At 59.0% G+C, this 20,234-nt stretch carries 17 protein-coding genes; 11 read left to right on the plus strand and 6 right to left on the minus strand.

From position 1 onward, the window contains the following. Window positions 1-44: 44 nt before the first annotated feature. The 3 genes from AC4FIA_RS11690 to kdsA are packed head-to-tail and all read left to right on the plus strand — an operon-like array spanning window position 45 to window position 2,637. Window positions 45-1,031, plus strand: a complete 987-nt coding sequence (locus AC4FIA_RS11690; RefSeq protein WP_490365992.1) for a KpsF/GutQ family sugar-phosphate isomerase — start codon at window positions 45-47, stop codon at window positions 1,029-1,031. Then, a complete protein-coding gene (locus tag AC4FIA_RS11695; protein WP_490365993.1) occupies window positions 1,028-1,819 on the plus strand; it encodes a 3-deoxy-manno-octulosonate cytidylyltransferase in 792 nt (263 codons plus the stop codon). Before AC4FIA_RS11690 ends, AC4FIA_RS11695 begins: the two co-directional genes overlap by 4 nt. Then, window positions 1,816-2,637 carry a 3-deoxy-8-phosphooctulonate synthase gene (gene kdsA, locus AC4FIA_RS11700; RefSeq protein ID WP_490365994.1) on the plus strand — a complete coding sequence of 274 codons (822 nt, stop codon included), beginning with the start codon at window positions 1,816-1,818 and terminating at the stop codon, window positions 2,635-2,637. Before AC4FIA_RS11695 ends, kdsA begins: the two co-directional genes overlap by 4 nt. A gap of 3 nt (window positions 2,638-2,640) precedes the next feature. Here the strand turns inward: kdsA and AC4FIA_RS11705 are convergent, their stop codons facing one another. Next, window positions 2,641-3,003, minus strand: coding sequence for a winged helix-turn-helix transcriptional regulator (locus tag AC4FIA_RS11705; protein WP_490365995.1), 363 nt, complete (start codon window positions 3,001-3,003; stop codon window positions 2,641-2,643). 96 nt (window positions 3,004-3,099) lie between these two features. Between AC4FIA_RS11705 and AC4FIA_RS11710 the strand changes: the two genes are divergently transcribed. The 6 genes from AC4FIA_RS11710 (at window position 3,100) to AC4FIA_RS11735 (ending at window position 9,886) form a co-directional block, all read left to right on the plus strand. Continuing rightward, entirely contained in the window at window positions 3,100-3,942 is an 843-nt protein-coding gene (locus AC4FIA_RS11710) for an SDR family oxidoreductase (RefSeq protein ID WP_490365996.1), read from the plus strand. A 93-nt stretch (window positions 3,943-4,035) separates the two neighbouring features. Beyond that, the gene (locus AC4FIA_RS11715; RefSeq protein WP_490365997.1) at window positions 4,036-4,851 is read left to right on the plus strand and encodes a M90 family metallopeptidase; all 816 of its coding nucleotides are present in this window, start codon (window positions 4,036-4,038) and stop codon (window positions 4,849-4,851) included. Between the two features lie 629 nt (window positions 4,852-5,480). Next, complete coding sequence (locus AC4FIA_RS11720; protein WP_490365998.1) at window positions 5,481-6,869, plus strand: GntP family permease; 1,389 nt, start codon at window positions 5,481-5,483, stop codon at window positions 6,867-6,869. 98 nt (window positions 6,870-6,967) lie between these two features. After that, the gene (locus AC4FIA_RS11725) at window positions 6,968-8,011 is read left to right on the plus strand and encodes a pyridoxal-phosphate dependent enzyme (protein ID WP_490365999.1); all 1,044 of its coding nucleotides are present in this window, start codon (window positions 6,968-6,970) and stop codon (window positions 8,009-8,011) included. Next, window positions 8,004-9,170, plus strand: coding sequence for a M24 family metallopeptidase (locus tag AC4FIA_RS11730; protein ID WP_490366000.1), 1,167 nt, complete (start codon window positions 8,004-8,006; stop codon window positions 9,168-9,170). The genes AC4FIA_RS11725 and AC4FIA_RS11730 overlap by 8 nt, the downstream gene beginning before the upstream one ends. A gap of 5 nt (window positions 9,171-9,175) precedes the next feature. Then, window positions 9,176-9,886: a maleate cis-trans isomerase family protein gene (locus AC4FIA_RS11735; RefSeq protein ID WP_490366001.1), complete on the plus strand. Its 711-nt coding sequence runs from the start codon at window positions 9,176-9,178 to the stop codon at window positions 9,884-9,886. Window positions 9,887-9,938: 52 nt separating this feature from the next. On the opposite strand, the gene AC4FIA_RS11740 is transcribed toward AC4FIA_RS11735, so the two are convergent. Further along, window positions 9,939-10,547, minus strand: a complete 609-nt coding sequence (locus tag AC4FIA_RS11740) for a GntR family transcriptional regulator (RefSeq protein ID WP_490366002.1) — start codon at window positions 10,545-10,547, stop codon at window positions 9,939-9,941. Window positions 10,548-10,834: 287 nt separating this feature from the next. Here AC4FIA_RS11740 and AC4FIA_RS11745 point away from each other — a divergent pair, with 287 nt between their 5' ends. Beyond that, window positions 10,835-12,295 carry a NarK family nitrate/nitrite MFS transporter gene (locus AC4FIA_RS11745; RefSeq protein ID WP_490366003.1) on the plus strand — a complete coding sequence of 487 codons (1,461 nt, stop codon included), beginning with the start codon at window positions 10,835-10,837 and terminating at the stop codon, window positions 12,293-12,295. Between the two features lie 69 nt (window positions 12,296-12,364). After that, window positions 12,365-14,146, plus strand: coding sequence for a bifunctional protein-serine/threonine kinase/phosphatase (locus AC4FIA_RS11750; protein WP_490366004.1), 1,782 nt, complete (start codon window positions 12,365-12,367; stop codon window positions 14,144-14,146). Here AC4FIA_RS11750 and AC4FIA_RS11755 read toward each other — a convergent pair. The 4 genes from AC4FIA_RS11755 to AC4FIA_RS11770 are packed head-to-tail and all read right to left on the minus strand — an operon-like array spanning window position 14,127 to window position 20,204. Further along, on the minus strand, window positions 14,127-16,748 hold the full coding sequence (locus AC4FIA_RS11755) for a molybdopterin-dependent oxidoreductase (RefSeq protein WP_490366005.1): 2,622 nt from the start codon (window positions 16,746-16,748) through the stop codon (window positions 14,127-14,129). The two genes, AC4FIA_RS11750 and AC4FIA_RS11755, sit on opposite strands and share 20 nt — an antisense overlap. Continuing rightward, the gene (nirD, locus tag AC4FIA_RS11760; protein ID WP_103911676.1) at window positions 16,748-17,080 is read right to left on the minus strand and encodes a nitrite reductase small subunit NirD; all 333 of its coding nucleotides are present in this window, start codon (window positions 17,078-17,080) and stop codon (window positions 16,748-16,750) included. The genes AC4FIA_RS11755 and nirD overlap by 1 nt, the downstream gene beginning before the upstream one ends. After that, window positions 17,077-19,512 (minus strand): nitrite reductase large subunit NirB, encoded by a 2,436-nt coding sequence (gene nirB / locus AC4FIA_RS11765; protein ID WP_490366006.1) that lies wholly within the window; start codon window positions 19,510-19,512, stop codon window positions 17,077-17,079. The genes nirD and nirB overlap by 4 nt, the downstream gene beginning before the upstream one ends. A 14-nt stretch (window positions 19,513-19,526) precedes the next feature. Then, the gene (locus AC4FIA_RS11770; RefSeq protein WP_490366007.1) at window positions 19,527-20,204 is read right to left on the minus strand and encodes a GAF domain-containing protein; all 678 of its coding nucleotides are present in this window, start codon (window positions 20,202-20,204) and stop codon (window positions 19,527-19,529) included. Window positions 20,205-20,234 lie beyond the last annotated feature (30 nt).

Below are 20,234 nucleotides of genomic sequence, written 5' to 3' on the forward strand. Positions count from 1 at the left end.
CTGTCAACGCACGGGCGGGTTGGACAGCAGCAAATAGGCGGGATATGACCCAGAAAACTCAAACCGGAATGATGCCAATGACATCCACGCCGTCCCAAATCGCCCGCCGTGTTCTGGAAACCGAACGCGATGCGCTGGATCGTATGATCGCCGAACTATCGGACCAGTTCGATGCGGTCGTCGATCTGTTCCTGAACCTGAAGGGCCGTGTGATCGTGTCGGGCATGGGCAAATCCGGCCACGTGGGCGCGAAAATCGCCGCGACCCTGGCCTCGACCGGCACGCCCGCACAGTTCGTTCATCCGGGCGAGGCATCCCATGGCGATCTGGGCATGGTCACCCGTGACGATGCGGTAATCCTGATTTCCAACTCCGGCGAGACCAAGGAACTGGCCGATATCATCGCCCACACCCGCCGGTTTTCGATCCCGATGGTGGCAATCACCAAGAACGCGGAAAGCACTTTGGCCGCGCAGGCGGATTACACTTTGCCATTGCCTGATGCGCCCGAGGCCTGCGCCATCGGCATGGCGCCCACCACATCAACCACACTGACCATGGCATTGGGCGACGCGCTGTCGGTCGCGCTGATGGAGGCACGCGGCTTTGACCGTGATGCTTACCGCGTGTTCCATCCGGGCGGCACGTTGGGGGCGCAGCTGTTGAAGGTGTCAGCGGTGATGCACAAGGATGACGAACTCCCCATCGTCAGCCCTGACACTGACATGGGCGAAACGCTGGTCGTCATGAGCCAGAAGGGCTTTGGCGTTGCGGCTGTGGTTGAGAACGGCAAATTGGTCGGCATCATCACCGACGGTGACTTGCGCCGGAATCTGAACGGGTTGATGGAGTGTAAGGCCCGCGACGTGGCCACCCCGAACCCCAGTACAATTGAACCCGATGTCCTGCTGGTCGAAGCACTGGGCATCATGAATGACAAAAAAATCAGCGCGCTTTTTGCTGTGGATCAGGACAACCGCCTGTGCGGTCTGATCCATATCCACGACGCGCTTCGGGCAGGTGTTGCATGAAATCGGTTATCTTTATCCCCGCGCGCTACGCATCTTCGCGCTATCCCGGCAAACCGCTGGTCGAACTGACCGGCGCGGACGGCGTCAAGAAAAGCCTGATCCAACGCTCATGGGAAGCGGCCAAAGCCGTTGACGGTGTCGATGCCGTCTATGTCCTGACCGATGACGACCGTATCCGCGACGCGTCGCTGGCCTTTGGTGCAGATGTGCTGATGACCTCGTCTGACGCCCGCAATGGCACCGAACGCTGTGCCGAAGGTCTGGCGCAACTGGATGAACAGCCCGATGTGGTTGTGAACCTGCAGGGCGACGCGCCCTTGACGCCCGCTTGGTTCATCGAAGACCTGCTGGCCGCCGTCGCCGCTGATGAAGAGGTGCAGATGGCAACGCCCGTTCTACGCTGTGACAAGGAAACGCTGACCAACTTTGTCACCGACCGTTTGAACAGTCGGGTAGGGGGCACCACCGCCGCCATCCGCCCCGATGGCAAAGCGCTCTATTTCTCCAAAGAGGTGCTACCTTACGTCGGATCGCTCGATAATCCGCCCGAGGTCTGGCACCACGTCGGCGTTTACGCCTACCGCCCCAAGGCGCTGGCCGCTTATGGGTCTTGGCCCGAAGGCCCGCTGGAAAAGGCCGAAGGTCTGGAACAGCTGCGTTTTCTGGAAAACGGCTGGCCCATCACCTGCGTGCCGGTCGAAGGCCGTGGCCGCGTGTTCTGGGAACTGAACAACCCCATCGATGTGGAACGGATCGAAGCCGTTCTGAAGCAGGAAGGACTGTCATGAAAACCGTCAAGATCGGCGATATCACTGTCGCGAACGACGCCGCCTTTACCCTGATCGCAGGGCCCTGCCAGATCGAAGGGCTGGATCACGCCCGCATGATGGCCGAAAAGATCGCCAAGGCGACCGATGCCGCTGGCGTGCGCTGGATTTATAAATCCAGCTTTGACAAGGCGAACCGGTCGTCGCTGAACGCCGCACGCGGTGTCGGCATGGATGAAGGCCTGTCGATCCTGTCGAAAATCCGCGAAGAATTCGGCGTGCCGGTTCTGACCGACATCCACAACGCCGACCAATGCGCCACCGTGGCCGAGGCCGTGGACGTCCTGCAAATCCCTGCATTCCTGTGCCGTCAGACCGATTTGCTGCTGGCTGCGGGCGAAACGGGCAAGCCGTTGAACGTGAAAAAGGGCCAATTCCTTGCCCCTTGGGATATGACGAACGTGGCCGATAAAATCGCGTCCACAGGCAACGAAAACATCATGCTTTGCGAACGCGGGGCGTCGTTTGGCTATAATATGCTGGTCTCTGACATGCGGTCGCTGCCGATCATGGCGCAGACGGGCTATCCGGTGGTGATGGACGCGACGCATTCGGTACAGCTGCCCGGCGGCAAAGGCACCTCAACCGACGGTCAGCGCGAATTCGTTGAACCTCTGGCCCGTGCGGCGCTTGCCGTTGGTGCGGCGGCTGTGTTCATGGAAACGCACGAAGCGCCAGACACAGCGCCCTGCGACGGCCCGAACATGGTGCCCGTCGATGATCTGGAACGCGTGCTGCGCGGTCTTGTTGCCATCGACCGTCTGACCAAAAACCTCTGACCCTCAGGGCTGTTTCGCCGCAAGGATATCGCCAAGGTTTCCTTCGATCCACGCAGCCAATTCCCTGACCCGTTTGGACACTTCCTGTCCGAACGGGGTCAGGCTGTATTCGACATGCGGCGGCACAACGTCGAAGGCCTTGCGGTCCACAAATCCGTCTTCTTCCAACAGCTTAAGCGTCTGCGACAACATCCGTTCGCTGACGCCTTCGATCTTGCGGCGCAACTCGCTGAACCGCATCGTGTCGTTCTGCAGCGCAATCAATACCAACACACCCCAGCGGCTGGTGACGTGATTAAACAGCGTCCGAGACGGGCAATTCGCGCTCAGCACATCGGGTTCGAAAACTTTTTCCAGCGTATCCATGACTTTTTCCATACTTACATTTTTGTATGTACTTCCTTTTTGTTAGCTAGGCAGTAGATGGACTGTTGTCAATGAAACACCAAAAGGACAACAACCATGAAAATCGCCATCACAGGGGCCAGCGGCCAACTGGGTCGCCTTACCATCGAAAACATGAAAACCCGCGTGGACGCAGGTGATATCGTTGCCTTGGTGCGCGACCCGTCCAAAGTCGCCGATCTGGGTATCGAGGCGCGGGAAGCTGATTACCATAAGCCCGAAACCCTGACCGCCGCGCTGCAAGGCATCGACCGTCTGGTTCTGATTTCCTCCAGCGACTTTGACGACCGCGCAGGCCAGCATCAGAACGTGATCAACCCCGCCCAGGAAACAGGCGTGAGACATCTGATCTACACATCGATCCTGAAGGCCGACGCCTCCCCCATGATCATCGCGCAGGATCATAAGGTGACAGAGGCCGCGATCAAAGCATCCGGCATTCCCTACACCTTCCTGCGCAACGGCTGGTACACCGAAAACTGGACCGGTTCACTGCCCGCCGCCGTCGAGGCAGGCGCGCTGATCGGCTCTGCCGGTGACGCAAAAGTCACGCCAGCCACCCGTCAGGATTACGCCGAAGCATTGGCTGCCGTAGCCGCAGGTGAGGGGCACGAAGGTCAGGTCTACGAACTGGGCGGCGCGGCCTTCACCCTGTCCGATCTGGCGGCTGAGCTGTCCAAACAAACCGGCAAGGACATCCCCTATAACGATCTGCCCGAAGCCACCTACAAAGACATCCTGATCAGCTTCCAACTGCCCGAGGCCTTGGCCACCGTCATCGCCGACGCCGATGCACAGGCGCAGAATGGATGGCTGACGGATGAAAGCGGGACACTGGAACGCCTGATCGGCCGCCCCGCGACGCCGCTATCCTCGGCCGTCGCGGCGGCCTTGGCGTAACGGTTCGCGCGAAACTGGGCAGGGCAGGTGGTAAAACCTGCCCTGCATGCATAGGTTGTAGGGCAGTACATCGCCCTACACACGGCCACGCGCATGCCCATTCTTGTCTTAACGATTGTCATTCTCGGACTTGGTTACTGGCTCTACCGACGCAGGGCCAAAGCGCAGTTGCGAAAAGACTGGCTGGCCACCCCGCTGACAGATTACGAAAGGGCAATTGTGCATGAACAGGTGCCCTTGGTCCGCACCTTGCCCGACCACCTGCAACAAAAGCTGGAAGGCAAGATCAACCTATTCTTGAGCGAATTCGATTTCTACGGCTACAACGGCCTTGAGATCACCGAAGAGATCGAACTGTCCATCGCTGCCCAAGCCTGCATTCTGGTGATGAACACCGATGCATGGTTCGACCACCTGACCAGCGTGATGGTCTATCCCGGTGCGTTCCGTGCCAAACAGGCTTATCAAGACGGCTATGTCGTGACCGAGGTGAACGAGACCCGATCCGGTGAAAGCTGGTCACGGGGGCCGGTGATCCTGTCATGGGACTGTGTTGTCCAAGGGGCCGCGAACGACAAGGATGGACACAACGTGGTCTTCCATGAATTTGCCCATCAATTGGACGATCTGACAGGCCACACCAACGGCGTTCCGATCTTGGGCAAAGACCAAACATTTGCCCGCTGGGAACGCGTCATTCTGGATGCATTCGACCGCCACGTCGCCAACACCGAACGCGGCCGCAAAACCGCAATGGACCCTTACGGCGCGGAAAACCATCAAGAGTTCTTCGCCGTCGCGATCGAGACCTTTTTCGAAAAGCCCGAACGCTTCAAAAAGGAAGAGCCCGAGGTCTACGCCGAACTGTCCAAGCTCTTGCAGCTCGACCCCTTGGAATGGACGCAATAGACCGCCGCCTGGTCGCAAGAATGGTTAACGCTCGGACGAGTTATTCAAAATACCGATACCTGCGGGCTGATATCACCACATAGAGGATCGCAACTTCATATAGCCCCATTACATCCGACCTTCCAATTTTCGGACACTCTTAAGACTATCCGTCGAACAACGAACATTACGCCGTTCAAAATGATCGACAAAAATAGAGCGTGCGCGGCGACAAAAATGCCCCAAGGTGCGTTTGGATCATTTCGGTTCTCGCCGACGAATATAGCCAGCGCCGGTAGCAGACTCGGAACCAAAATTGACAAGACAAGAAACAGATAAAAATATTTCGGTCGTATCAGCAATATGGCGCCAAAAGACAAAACTGAAATCGCCACATAGGGGATTGTCACTGCATATATGCTCATTGCGTCCCACCTTGTTCGCTTGGTGTTATCTCATTTCCCCAACTGCCCGATTAGGACTAGTCCCACTTTCAAGTTGTAGAAGTCTTCATCTTATAGCAATCCATCTCGGAGCGCGAAAAACAGCTTAAGCCGATCTTGGAACAGCTGGATCTGGCGAAGTCGAAATTTGTCTCTGACGGCGCACCGTCGCTAGACACCGGCACTGTCCAGAGATAGCATTTTGACATGAGCTTATTTGGCATTGCGGCCTCGCTTGGACTGCTGATTTATCTGTCCTACCGCGGCCACAGCATCCTTATTCTGGCTCCGCTTCTGGCGATCCTTGCTGCTGTGTTTAGCAGTGGACCACCACTTGGAACCTATACCCAGATATTCATGTCAGGGCTTGGCGGGTTTCTTGTCGTCTATTTCCCGATCTTCCTGTTCGGTGCGGTCTTTGGAAAGCTGATGGAGGACTCTGGTTCGGCCGCCGCCATCGCCCAAGCCGCAGCGCGATTTCTGGGGCCCAAACGCGCGATCTATTCGGTGGTTCTGGCCTGCGCGGTGCTGACTTATGGCGGCGTGTCGTTGTTTGTTGTGGCCTTCGCGGTTTACCCCATCGCGCGCCAACTGTTCAAAGAAAGCGGCACATCGGACCGGTTCATTCCAGCCGCCATCGCGCTTGGGTCGTTCACCTTTACCATGACCGCGATGCCAGGATCGCCTGCTATCCAGAACGCGATCCCGATGCCCTATTTCGACACAACGCTGTACGCCGCTCCCGGGCTGGGACTGATCGCAAGCGTGATCATGTTGGGGTTCGGCATGGCGTGGCTTCAAGTGCGAAGCCGCAAACACGACACATCAGTCGCCGAGCTGACGTCAAACCCCCAGCCAACCGATCATTCCAGCGGCGCGGCGTCCGGCCGGACCCTGCACTGGGCCATCGGGTTTTTGCCTATCATCGTCGTGCTGCTGGGCAACGCGCTGATGGTCTATGTGGTTCTGCCGATGGCCAACACCGATTACCTTGCGTCCCCGACTTACGGGGCCACGACCGTCGCGTCAGTCTCTGGCATTTGGGCCATTCTTGTAGCGCTCGCGGCGGCTTGCCTTGTCATCATTTTACTGCAAGCAAAACGCCTAAAACCCCTGAAACAATCGCTGTCAGAAGGGGCGCAAAACGCGCTTCTTCCCATTGCAAGCACAGCCTCGCTTGTGGGCTTTGGAACAGTGATCGCATCGCTTTCTGGCTTTGATACCGTTCGCCTTGCTTTGCTTGACCTGTTCCCTGAAAACCCGCTGATTTCCCTGTCGCTTGCCGTCAATGCACTGGCCGGCATCACCGGATCGGCCTCGGGCGGGATGAGCATTGCGTTAAACACACTTGGCGCGACTTATCTTGAACTTGGGCAACAGCACGGGATTGACCCTGCCTTACTGCACCGCGTCACCTCGATCGCGACTGGCGGGCTTGATGCGCTGCCGCATAACGGGGCGGTCGTGACGCTTTTGTCGATCTGCGGGCTGACGCACAGGCATGCCTACTTTGATATCTTTGTTGTGGCTGTCCTGTGCCCCCTGATCGCGCTGGTCGCAGTTCTTGTTCTGGGCAGCACATTCGGAAGTTTCTGAACACATCAGAATTTCCGCCAGATTATCCCGAATTTTCTTTACCAGACCGCGACTGCCTGATCCTAATGGCGAAACAGAAGTCAGCAGTCAGGTATGTCATGCCCCAGCACATTCAAAACCCGTGGCGCGGCAAGGGACTTTTGCCCGATGCGATCCACCCGATTGATAACGCCGATGACGTGGCCGCCCTGTTGGCGCAATGCCCTGCGCACCAACCCACGCCGCTGAGCCAAAGTCCTGAACTGGCGAAACTGGCTGGTGTAGCAGAGGTCTGGATCAAGGATGAACGCAGCCGCATGGGATTGGGCAGCTTCAAGGCGCTTGGCGCGGCCCATGCCATTGCCCGCGAAGCGGCTGCTACCGCGCCTGACGATTGGTCCACCGCCCTGAACGGGCAGGTCTTTGTCACCGCCAGCGCCGGCAACCACGGCCTGTCCGTCGCCGCAGGGGCCCGCGTGTTCGGGGCCAAGGCGGTGATCTATCTGTCCAAAACCGTGCCCGCCGCCTTTGCCGACCGCCTTAGGTCTTTCGGCGCCGAGGTCGTCATCGACGGCGACGACTACGAGGCCAGCATGATCGCCGCCGCAAAGGCCGCCGAGGACAAGGGCTGGACCCTGCTGTCCGACAGCAGCTGGGAAGGCTATTTCGAACTGCCACTGCGCGTGATGGAAGGCTACGTTCAAATGGCGGACGAAGCGGCGCAGGACATTTCCGAACCACCCACTCATATCCTGCTACAGGCTGGTGTCGGTGGTTTGGCTGGGGCCGTTGCCGCCCACGCCCGCAAGACATGGGGTGATGCCCCACAGATCATCATTGTCGAACCCGACGCTGCGCCCGCGCTTTATGAAAGCATCCGGCAGGGCGAACTGATGGACACGACAGGCCTTGTGTCATCGATGGGGCGGTTGGATTGCAAAACGCCCTCGGTCATCGCGTTGGCGGGTCTTTCCCGTGATGCCGACCAGTTCACGCTGATCACCGAAGACGAAGCCAAAGACGCGATGCCCACACTTGCCGTGCATGGGTTCGAGACCACGCCATCCGGCGGTGCAGGGCTTGCAGCGCTATTGGCGGGTTTGAACCTGCCGCCTGACGCGCGGGTGCTGACGTTCCTCAGTGAAGGTCCCGAGGATGTCTGACAGGTCGTTGATCTTTCCGGCCAGCGAATACCGCCAGCGAATCGCGCGCTTGCAGGCACAACTGGCCGCGAAAGACTGCGACGCTCTGCTGCTCACATCCGCTGCGGACATCTTTTACACCACTGGATTTCTGACTCGCTTCTGGGAAAGCCCCGCACGCCCGTGGTTCGTCATTGTCCCCGCGCAGGGCGACCCGATTTCCGTCATCCCCTCCATCGGTGCGGACCTGATGGGGCGCACGTGGATGCCCGACATCCGCACATGGAACGCGCCGGACCCGCGCGATGACGGGGTCACTTTGCTGTCAGACACCCTGCGCGAGATCACTCCCGAAACAGGCCGCATCGCCACCCCCATGGGGTTGGAAACCCACCTGCGGATGCCCTTGGCCGACTACCACGCGGTGCAGCACAACATCGCGCCGCGCCAATTCGTCGACGGCACCAACGTGATCCAACGGGTGCGCGAGATCAAATCTGCTGCCGAGATCGCCCAAATCCGCGACATCTGCCAGATTGCCGACCGCGCCTTTGCCCGCGTGCCTGAATTCGCCATGGAAGGCAAAGGCATCGACGCGATCTTCCGCGACTTCCAGATCGCGTTGCTGGCTGAAGGCGCGGATTGGGTCAGTTACGTGGCAGGCGGCGCAGGGCAGGGGGGCTATGGCGACGTCATCTCGCCTGCGCCTACAACCCCCTTGGCCCAAGGCGACATTCTGATGCTCGACACAGGTGCTGTGAAAGACGGCTATTTCTGCGACTTTGACCGGAACTTTGCCATCGGCACAGCCAACGCCGCCACCGCCCGCTGCCACGACGCGCTTTGGCACGCGACGCAGGACGCCTTGGAACAGCTGCGTCCGGGCATGACCGCCCGCGATTTGTGGGCCATTCTGAGCAACGGCCTGACCAGCAGGGGCGCAACCCCATGCGGCGGCAGGTTTGGTCACGGGTTGGGCATCACGCTGACCGAATGGCCATCGCTGACCCCACTGGATGACACCAAACTGCGCAGCGGAATGGTTCTGACGCTGGAACCGGGCGCTGTGGTCGAAGGGGATCGCATTCTTGTGCACGAAGAAAACATCGTACTGCGCGATGACGGGCCTGAATTGCTGACAACCCGCGCGCCGCAAACCCTGATGACATTGGCGGAGTAGGGGACATGACCAAGGTTCCATACGAAACATCCGAACCCGATTTACCCGCCTTAGGCCTGATCGCGCTGCGTGTGGATGAAACACTGGAACCAGAGTTCCACCGCATGATCCCGCCCGATACGGCGCGGCTTTATGTGTCGCGCGTTCAGTCCGGCGATACGCTGTCACCGGAAAGCATTGCGCATATGGCTGGCAATCTTGCGACCTCTGCGGCGCTTCTGCCGTCCGGCGGACCGTTGTCGGTGGTGGGCTATGCCTGCACCTCGGGCACGGCGTTAATCGGAGAAGACCGCGTGACAGACGTGGTCCGTCAAAACAGCACAGCGCAGCATGTCACCAACCCGCTGACCGCCGCTGTGGCACAGATGAAAGCCTTGGGCGTGGGCAGCATCGGGGTCGTTTCCCCCTATGTCGACAGTGTCTCTGGCCCCTTATGTGATGCCTTCACCGAACGCGGTATCACCGTGTCGCAAAGGCTGTCGTTCGGAGAAGAGATCGAGGCGCAGGTCGCGCGTATCACCCCGGCCTCCATCGCCCAAGCAGCCCTCCATATCGCCCAAGAGGGTGGCTGCGACGCTATTTTCCTGTCCTGCACAAACCTGCGCACGCTGGATATCCTGCAACCAATGATGCTCGACCTGAATATGCCGGTTCTAAGTTCGAACCACGCATTGGCATGGCATATGAAGCTTTTGGCGGGGCTGGAGGCAGATTGAGCGGATAGCACATAAATCCGATAATCTATCTTATGTTAATTTACTTTACGTCTCAGGACAGACGGGACAAATGCCGCTGCATCACGATACGCGCTGTGGCAGCGTCGCCTTCCTTGATTGCTGCAAGGATCGCAGCATGGTCGCGGTCCGCGCGTTTTTTCCAGCGGCCTGCGTAGTGCATATTGTAATGCCACGAATACAAAACCTGCAGCTCAGCGATCTCGGCCACCAATCGCGGCATGTCGCATCCGGCGATCACCGCAAGATGGAAGCGTCGGTTCGCGTCTTCCCAATCCTCGACCGTTTCGGCGAAGTCGCAGGCGTCTTGCGCGTCTTCGATATCTTGCACCTGTTCATGTGTCAGGTTCGGCACCGAGAGGTCCAACGCGACAGGCTCTAACGCCACGCGCATCACTTTCAACTCTTCAGCCGTCTTCTGATCCATCGACGCAACGCAGGTCCCGCGACGCGGCAAGCTGATCACAAGGCCCTGACCTTCCAGTCGCAGAAACGCCTCACGGACCGTTACCTGACTGACACCGAATTCGCGGGCGACCAGATCCTGACGCAGTTTTTCACCCGGCAACACTTCGCAGCGCACAATGCGACTAGCAAGTTGCTGGGCTATGTCGTCGGATTTTTTAGGCGTCTGGTCCAGCACGCGAGATCCCCTGAGGCTTGGGCGGCAAACCTAGCCCGACCGCCGGAACAGGGCAACCATCCCAAAAGACAAAGCATTCGCGAATGCCCGAGATCACCGAATTGATGATTTTACAGAATGCCCAAACATTCAAACCGTTCGCACCATATCGCCCACTTTTTAGGCGCACGCCCAAAAACACGCCGCCATTCGCCGCACTACGTATAAAATGCATGCATTCGACCAAGACACGATCCAATCGCTCATCGACCCGTCGCATGGCGCAACGGAAGACTTTGGAGACCGTCATGTCCTCGAGCAATTTTAATATCTTCTCGTTCTCGGGGAAGATGAAAATCCTTCACCTCACTTGGTTCGCTTTCTTCCTGACCTTCGTGGTCTGGTTCAACCTTGCCCCGATGCTGGGTGCGATCAAAGAAAGCCTTGGCCTGACCAAGCCGCAGATCACCACGCTGCTGATCCTGAACGTCGCGCTGACCATTCCGGCGCGGATCATTATCGGCATGCTGACCGACCAGTATGGCCCCCGTCGCGTTTATTCGGCGCTGCTTATTCTGGCGTCGATCCCCTGCTTTATCTTTGCTGTCGCTGAAAACTTTACCCAACTGGCGCTGGCCCGTTTCGCGCTTGGGTTCATCGGGGCCGGTTTCGTGATCGGCATCCGGATGGTTTCGGAATGGTTCCCCGCCAACGAACTGGGCACCGCAGAAGGCATCTATGGCGGCTGGGGCAACTTCGGTTCGGCGGCAGCGGCCTTCACCCTGCCCACCATCGCGCTTTGGTTCGGCGGTGAAGACGGCTGGCGTTGGGCGATCGGTCTGACCGGTGCAATGGCGCTTGTGTTCGGCTTTATCTACTACGCAAGCGTTCAGGACGTGCCGAAAGGGTCCAAGTATTTCCGCCCTAAGAACGCCACCGCGATGGAGGTCACGTCGAAAGGCGATCTGTTCTTCCTGCTGGTCATGAAAGTGCCGCTGTACATCGCTTTGGGTGCTTTGGCATGGCGCCTGAAGAACGTCGACATCTTCACACCCATGACAACGAACGTTGTCTATTTCGGCCTGCTTCTTCTGTACCTCTATGACTCGATGCTGGCAGTGCGTGCCAACCGCAATGTCCTGACTGAAGATGTCCCTGAATTCCAGCGCTACAAGTTCAAGCAGGTCGCCATTCTGAACATCCTGTACTTCGCCACCTTCGGCTCGGAACTGGCTGTTGTCTCCATGCTGCCGCTGTTCTTTCTGGAAACCTTCGACCTCACGCCTGTTGTCGCGGGTATGGTGGCCTCGGCCTACGCCTTTATGAACCTGATGTCGCGCCCCGGTGGCGGTTGGATTTCTGACCGGTTCGGCCGCAAAAAGACACTGCTGATCCTGACCGCGGGTCTTGCGCTTGGCTATGCTCTGATGGGCGTCGTCGATGCGGCATGGCCGATCTGGCTGGCGGTTGTTGCAGCCATGGCCTGTTCGTTCTTTGTACAGGCCGGTGAAGGCGCCGTGTTCGCTGTGGTCCCGCTGATCAAACGGTCTCTGACAGGCCAGATCGCAGGCATGACCGGTGCCTACGGCAATGTTGGCGCGGTGATTTACCTGATCATCTATTCGGTGGTGGACGCCTCGACTTTCTTCATGGTCATCGCCGGTACTGCCGTCTTGGGCTTCATCGCCTTGCTCTTCCTTGAAGAACCCTCGGGCGAGATCGCCGAGGTTGACGAGGACGGCGCGGTCACCATGATCAAAGTGACCTAATCAGACCGGAATCGGTTCAAAACGATCAGGCGGGCATGTCCCGCCTTTTCGTGCATCATGAGGAAGACGATGCCTGCAAATTCAGAACAACCGCTGGTCAAAGGTCAGTTTCCGACCCATCCGCTCAAGGCCGCGATGGGGGGCTATTCTGCTGCAGGTGTCAAACCGCGTAACGACGACGCGATCTCGGGCCGCATTCCGGAAAGCCTTTATGAACTTCACGCGCGCGGCGCAATGATCTGTATTGCCGATGGCATCAGCACCGGTCGCAATTCATGGAAGGCCGCGCAAACGTCGGTGATGCAATTCGCGCAGGACTATTACTCGGCCCCCGAAAGCTGGACAGTGGCGGATTGTTCGGGTCGTCTTATTCAGGCGCTGAACACCTTCTTCTACGCGCAGAACCGCAGCGGTTCGCACGAGGCCGAGGGACAAGTCACAACCTTTACCGCTATGATCGCCAAGTCGACCACGGCGCATATCGTGCATGTGGGCGACACGCGCTGTCTTTTGCTGCGGAACGGTCGTCTGAAGTGTCTGACCACAGACCACACCAGCATGTACATGGGCGAGAAAGAGGTCCTGACACGGGCGCTTGGCATCGATCAGCGCCTGAGTGTGGATTATGCCGAACACGAAATGGCCGCAGGGGATGTCTTTATCCTGCTGTCCGACGGGGTCCACAGCGCCCTGCCCGAACACGCCCTGCTCGAACAGCTGTCAGAGCCCCTGAAAACGCAACGCGATCTGGAAAAAGCGGCCCGCGCCCTGTGCGACGCGGCGCTTGCGGCGGGCAGTGACGATAACGTGTCTGCCATGCTGATGGCGGTTGAATCCCTGCCCTCGGAAAGCGTGACCGAGGCGCATCGCCGTTTGACCGATCTGGTCATTCCGCCGGTTATGAAGCCGGGCAACCGGATCGACGGTTGGCAGGTCACCGAAGTGCTGCACGCCTCGACCCGCAGCCATGTCTACAAGGTGCGTCGCGCGGATAAACCCGATGGCGAATATGTGCTCAAGGCCCCGTCCCGCAACTTTGCCGAAACGCTTCAGTACCTCGAAGGTTTCACCCTCGAACAATGGGTCGGGCGCAAGATTTCACATCCTCAAGTGATGAAAATCCTGCCGCATGAAGACACAAGTTTTCTTTATTTCGTTGCCGAATGGGTCGAAGGCGAAACCCTGCGCGATTGGATCACACGGCATCCGACGCCCCGTTTGCGCGATGTGCTGCCTGTCCTTACTTCGCTCGTTTCTGCCGTGCGGGTGTTTCATCGCCTGCGCATGGTGCACCGTGATCTGAAACCTGAGAACGTCATCATCCTTGCGGATGGCACCGCGAAAATCATCGATTTCGGTTCGGTTCAGGTCGCTGGTTTCAAGGGCCTTCTTGCGGGCGCCGACGAAGACCTGCCGGAAGGATCGCTGAACTACATCGCCCCGGAAGTGCTGGCCGGAAAGCCCGCGTCCAGCCTGTCGGATCTGTTTTCAATCGGCGTGATCGCCTTTGAAATGCTGACCGGCAAAGTGCCTTTCGATCACGAAAAACGTGGCAATCGCCTATCCGTCAACCAGAAAGACTGGGTGCCGAAACCGCTGACCGACGCGCGCCCTGATTTGCCGAAAACCGCAAGCGCCGCAATTCTGCGTGCCATTGATTTCGAACCCAAAGAACGCCCGCAGGTGATGACCGAATTTCTGGGCGAGCTGCGCAGCGCACGGGCCGAAGCCGCCGCAGGCGGTGACTTTGTGCCGCTGTTGCAGCGCGGGGGACGCAACTTCTGGCGCACATGGGCACTGACAGCCACCAGTGTGGCGGCTGTCTTGCTGATCACTCTGCTGGTTCGCTGACCGCGACCGAGGCCAGAAGCCCCGCCAATTCAGATTTGCACGACCCGCAATTGGTGCCCGCTGACAGGCAGGCGCCAATTTCCTCGACCGTGGTCAGGCCCTTTTCCTCGATCTCGCGCAGAATGGTGTTGCGACCAACCGCAAAGCAGGAACAAACCACCGGACCGGGATCGGGCATATCGCCCCGCGCCTTGCCCGCCAGCGCCCAAAGTGTTTCCGTTCCCGGCAATCCCGCAAGGAAATCACGCATCAGGTCCACAGGTTCAGGGCCGATATACAGCGCTGCGATCAGGATTTCGTCCTGATAGAACGCAATCCGGAACGTGCCCCGTTTCGGATCCTTCAGAACCTGAGCAGAGGTCTCGGGCTGTTTCAGCAACAAACGTGCGTAGGCTTCCCAATCATCGGGCATCGTGTCGCCCGCCAGTTCCGCGCGCCAGCCCTGACCGGTCCGCGCGCGCGCCCAATAGGCACAATCCGGATCAAACGACGTGGCCGAGATCGCAAAGCCATACCATTTCGCAGGAAAGGCTTCGGCCGCGACGGTGCTGGCCTTGCTTTCCGGTTGCCTCGAAATCGGGTCGGTCACAGGTGCGACCAGCGCATCAATCCGTGCAGAGGGGGCCGTTTCGCCCGTCCAGTGCATCGGAACAAACAGATCCCCCGGCGCCACATCTGTGGTGCGCCGCAACCGCAAGACCGAGGTTCCGTGCGGACTTGTCAGGCGTACAAGGTCTGCGGGCTTCAGGCCAAGTCGATCCGCGTCTTTGGGGTGCATATCCACAAAGGGTTCGGGCAGATGCGCCGACAGTCGCGGGCTAAGAGCTGTCCGCGTCATGGTGTGCCACTGATCGCGCAGACGCCCCGTGTTCAGCCTGAACGGGCGCTTCTCATCCGGCATAGACGCAGGATCGCGCGGCGTCAGCGCCAGCATCTTGGCCTTGCCATCCGCGTGGTAGAAACCACCGTCAGCAAAGAACCGGCCACCCTGTTTGGCCGCGCTTTGGGGCCAGCGGAATGGCGACAGCGTGTCATAGTCGGCGTCGGAAATGTCCTTGAAATCCGAGATATCAAAGTCGCGCCCGAATGACCCGGCGATACCCGAAAGCGTCGCATATTCGCGGAAAATCTCGGCCGGACTAGTCCAATCGAAACCGTCAAAGCCCATGCGTTTTGCAACTTCGGCCAGAATCCACCAATCGGGCTGGGCAATCCCCGGTGCGGCCAGAACCGCGCGCTGCCGCGACACGGTACGATCAGAGTTTGTGACCGTGCCGGATTTTTCGGCCCATGCCGCCGCAGGCAACAACACATCCGCGCCACGCGCGGTGTCGGTGCGTTCGGTGATATCGCTGACCACAACAAAATCGCCGCCTTCAACAGCACCGCGCACACGGTCGGCATCCGGCAGGGTCACGGCAGGGTTCGAATGGATCACCCACAGCGCCTTAATGCGGCCTTCGCCCAAGGCGCGGAACATATCGACCGCTTTCAAACCGGCCTTATCGGGCATAGCAGGCGACGCCCAGAACCCCTGCACGGCCTCGCGGTGGTCAGCATTTTCCAGATCAAGGTGACAAGCCAGCATATTGGCCAGCCCCCCCACCTCGCGCCCGCCCATCGCATTGGGTTGTCCGGTTACGGAAAACGGTCCCATGCCAAGCCGACCGATACGGCCAGTGGCAAGATGGCAGTTCAGGATCGCATTGACCTTATCCGTGCCGGACGAAGATTGGTTCACGCCCTGACTGAAAATGGTCACGACCTTTTCCGTGCCAATCCAGAGATCGAAGAATGTCTTCAGATCGCCATCGGACAGGCCTGTGATCGCCGGATCGCTGGCCTTGGCCGCTGCTATCGCGTCATCCGCACCGCTGACATAGGCGTCGATATAAGCGCGGTCCAAAAGCCCGCGCCGGTCAATTTCCGCCAGCAAGGCATTGAACAGCGCCACGTCGCTGCCCGCCCGCAAAGCAAGGTGCAAATCCGCGCCATCGCAGCTTGCCGTGCGACGGGGATCAATGACCACCAGTTTGGTGCCACGGGATTTCCGCGCGGCCAGAATGCGTTGGTACAGAACCGGATGACACCAAGCAAGGTTCGAACCGGTCAGAACAATCAGATCGGCGTTTTCAAGGTCCTCATAGGTGCCGGGCACCGTGTCGGTGCCAAAGGCTCGTTTGTGCCCTGCCACGGTCGACGACATACACAGACGCGAATTGGTATCGATATTGGCCGAGCCGATGAAACCCTTCATCAGCTTGTTGGCGACGTAATAGTCTTCGCTCAGCATCTGGCCCGATACATAGAACGCCACCGAATCCGGCCCGTGTTCCGCGATCGTTTCCGAGAACCTCGTAGCCACATGATCCAGCGCGCTGTCCCAATCGGTATCGGTCCCGTTAACGCGCGAGGCCATCAACCGGTGCGACAGACCCACCGTTTCGGCCAGAGCCGATCCTTTGGAACACAAACGCCCAAAGTTCGCCGGATGGTCCGGATCCCCTTTGACGGTCAGGCGACCCTGCCCGTCAGGCGTTAGCAAAACACCACAACCCACCCCGCAGTAGGGGCAGGTTGATCGCGTCGTGGCGGCAGTCATCAGGCGGCATTCCGCGCGGCAACCGCATCCGTATCAAGCAGCAGACGACCGTCTTCGATCTTAACCGGATAGGTCGCAATGCTGCCTTCGTCCGCACCTTGGGCTTCGCCGGTTTCCAGCGAATAAACCCAGTTATGCAGCGGGCATGTCACCTGTTTTCCATGTACGATGCCTTCGGCCAAAGGGCCGCCCTTGTGGGCGCATTTGTTCGATGTCGCAAAGACTTCGGCTTCGTCAGTGCGGAACACAGCAATGCAGCCCGCAGGGGTTTTTACGATGCGCGCGCCGCGCAGGGGGATGTCCGTCAGGGCGCCAATATCGGTCCAGCTCATTCTGCGGCCTCCGTCGTCAGGTCGGCAAGCGGCGCGTATTGCGCCTTACGGTTTTCTACATGTTCGGCCCACGGGTCGTGCTGATAGACGTTTTGCGAGATATCAAAACGTTCGATCAGTGCGGCACGGGTCGCCGGATCGTCCAGCGTTTCCTTGACCCAATCCAGCCCGACTTTCGCAACCCACTTATAGGCGCGGTCCAGATACTTGGCGTTCTCGCGATAAAGCTGGACAAAAGCCACGGTCCATTCGATCGCTTCCTCTTCGGTCGCCACATCGATCAGACGTTCGGTTTCTTTCACATCCATACCCGCAGCGCCGGCAACACCGATCTGATAGCCACTGTCGACACAGATCACACCCACGTCCTTACAGGTCGCTTCGGCACAGTTGCGCGGACATCCCGATACACCCAGCTTCACCTTGTGCGGTGTCCAAGACCCCCACAGGCGTTTTTCAAGCTTGATGCCCAGACCAGTCGAATCCTGCGTACCAAAGCGGCACCAGTCCGAACCCACACAGGTTTTCACCGTCCGCAGGCCCTTGGTGTAGGCGTGGCCGGAAACCATGCCCGCATCGTTCAGATCCGACCAGATCGCTGGCAGGTCTTCTTTCTTGATGCCCAAAAGGTCGATCCGCTGACCGCCTGTCACCTTGACCACGGCGTCGAACTTTTTCGCCGCTTGCGCGATGGCGATCAGCTCATCGGGGTCAGTCATCCCGCCCCACATACGCGGCATTACGGAATAGGTGCCGTCCTTCTGGATGTTCGCATGGTTGCGTTCGTTCACAAAGCGCGACTGCAAATCGTCCTGATAGTCCAGCGGCCAGTCCGCCAGCAGGTAATAGTTGATGGCCGGACGGCACACATGACAGCCGTTCGGCGTTTTCCACGCCAGTTGCTGCCAGACCGCAGGCTGCGATTTCAGCTCTTGCGATTTGATCAGACGGCGCACGTCTTCGTGGGTCAGATCGGTACACTTACAGATCGGCTTTTCGGCCTTCGCCTCAAAGCTGTCACCCAGCGTGACGGCCAGAACCTGTTCCACCAAACCGGTACATGTCCCGCAGGATGCCGATGCCTTGGTGATGGCCTTCACATCGTCCAGCGTGGTCGCGCCGCCTTCGATGGCGGTAACAATTGTGCCTTTGCAAACGCCGTTACAGCCACAGATTTCGGCGTCAGCCGGCAATGCTGCAACGGCTGCCAGAGGGTCCGCGGCGGCAGCGCCACCCCCCTGGAATGCCGGACCAAAGATAATCGTGTCGCGCATCTCGGATATGTCCGAGCCATCTTTGATCAATCCGAAGAACCAGTTCGAATCCGCCGTGTCGCCGTACATCACGGCGCCAACCAGCTTGTCGTCCTCGATGACCAGACGTTTGTAAACGCCGCGCTTGGGGTCGCGGAACACGATGTCTTCGCGTGCGTCGCCCTCGGCGAAATCACCTGCGCTGAACAGGTCGCAGCCTGTGACTTTCAACTTGGTCGACAGTTCGCGCATTTTGAACGCGTCGTCTTCGCCCAACAGGGTTTTAGCCAGAACCTTGGCCTGATCATAAAGCGGGGCAACAAGACCAAACAGGTTGCCGTCGAATTCGACGCATTCACCGACCGCCAGAATATCAGGGTCCGAGGTGCGCATCTGCGCATCGACCTTGATCGCGCGACCCATCTCAAGACCAGCATCCTGACCCAGTGTTGCGGCCGGACGGATACCGACCGCCATACAGACGATATCTGCCTCAAGCACAGTGCCATCTTCCAGCAGAACGCGTTCGACCTTGCCATCCCCTTCGATGCACTTGGTCTGCGCCTTCAGCATCACATTGATGCCGCGCTTTTCCAGATCCTGTTTCAGAAGGTAACCCGCAGCTTCGTCCAGCTGACGCTCCATCAGGTGACCCATGATGTGCAGTACAGTCACGTCCATGCCGCGCAGGCGCAGGCCCGCCGCAGCCTCAAGACCCAGCAGACCGCCGCCGATCACAACAGCTTTGCCGCCCGGCTTGGACGAAGCATCGACCATGGCGTTTGTGTCTTCCAGATCGCGGTAGGCCACGACACCCGGAAGATCATGGCCCGGCATCGGGATGATGAACGGGGCAGAGCCTGTGCCGATGATCAGCTTGTCATAAGCGACTTCGCCGTTTTCACCGACAACCACCTTACGGTCGCGATCGATTTTGGTGACTTTTTCGCCAAACCGCGTTGTCACCTTATTGTCTGCATACCAGGCATCGTCATGGGTGACGATTTCTTCGAATGTCTTTTCCCCCGACAGAACAGGCGACAACATGATCCGGTTGTAGTTGCCACGCGGCTCGGCGTTGAACAGAGTGACGTCGAATGCCTCTGGCGCTGTGTCGAACAGGTGTTCTAGCACCCGTCCTGAGGCCATGCCTGCCCCGATAACCACAAGTTTCTGCATCGTCATTGCCTTTCTTACAGGTACCAGGCGACCACGTGGGTCAGCTCGGTGTCTTTGTAGACAGGAAGGGCCACCATCAGGGTGTAGCCCTTGGGAAGGCCGGTCGCGCCTTGATGGACTTCGGGTAGACCCGACCCCAGAACCTGACCGACAGGTCCCTGCCATGCGCTTGCCGATACCGCATCGACAGGCGGGTTTTCCTTGGGCCAAAGCGGCCCTTCAACTGCGCATAACCCGTCCATGCGCAGCGCTTTTTTCTCGGCGCCAACCATTTCGGGGCGCGCGTCCCAGATCTCGAACCGGCGCGCGATCGGTGTGTTTTCAGAGGACAGCAGTGTCAGCACATAGGATTTGTCGCCCGGAACCGGCACAGGCACACCCAAACCGTTCTTCAACCCGATCTCGCCTGCGGCCTCGGCACGGATAAACGCGCCGATACGGGACAGGTCGCGCATCAGGATCGGCGTGGACGCCGCCCAAACACCCCCCGGAAGGCCCTGTCCGTAGGCGAACGAGATATCCTGAGAAATCGCTTCGAAATCCTTGGCGGTACCGTAGTAGCCGTCTGTCAGCGCTAGCTTGCTGCCTTCGTCTTCCCAGACTTCGATTGCGCCGTGATGGTCCGCATCGTCGCCACACAGGATAACCAGAACGGCCTTCAGCGTTTTTCCAGCAAAGACAGGAACGGCCACGGCACAGGTCAGACCGGCCTCTTTCGCGGC

The organism is Thalassococcus sp., from assembly GCF_982780845.1.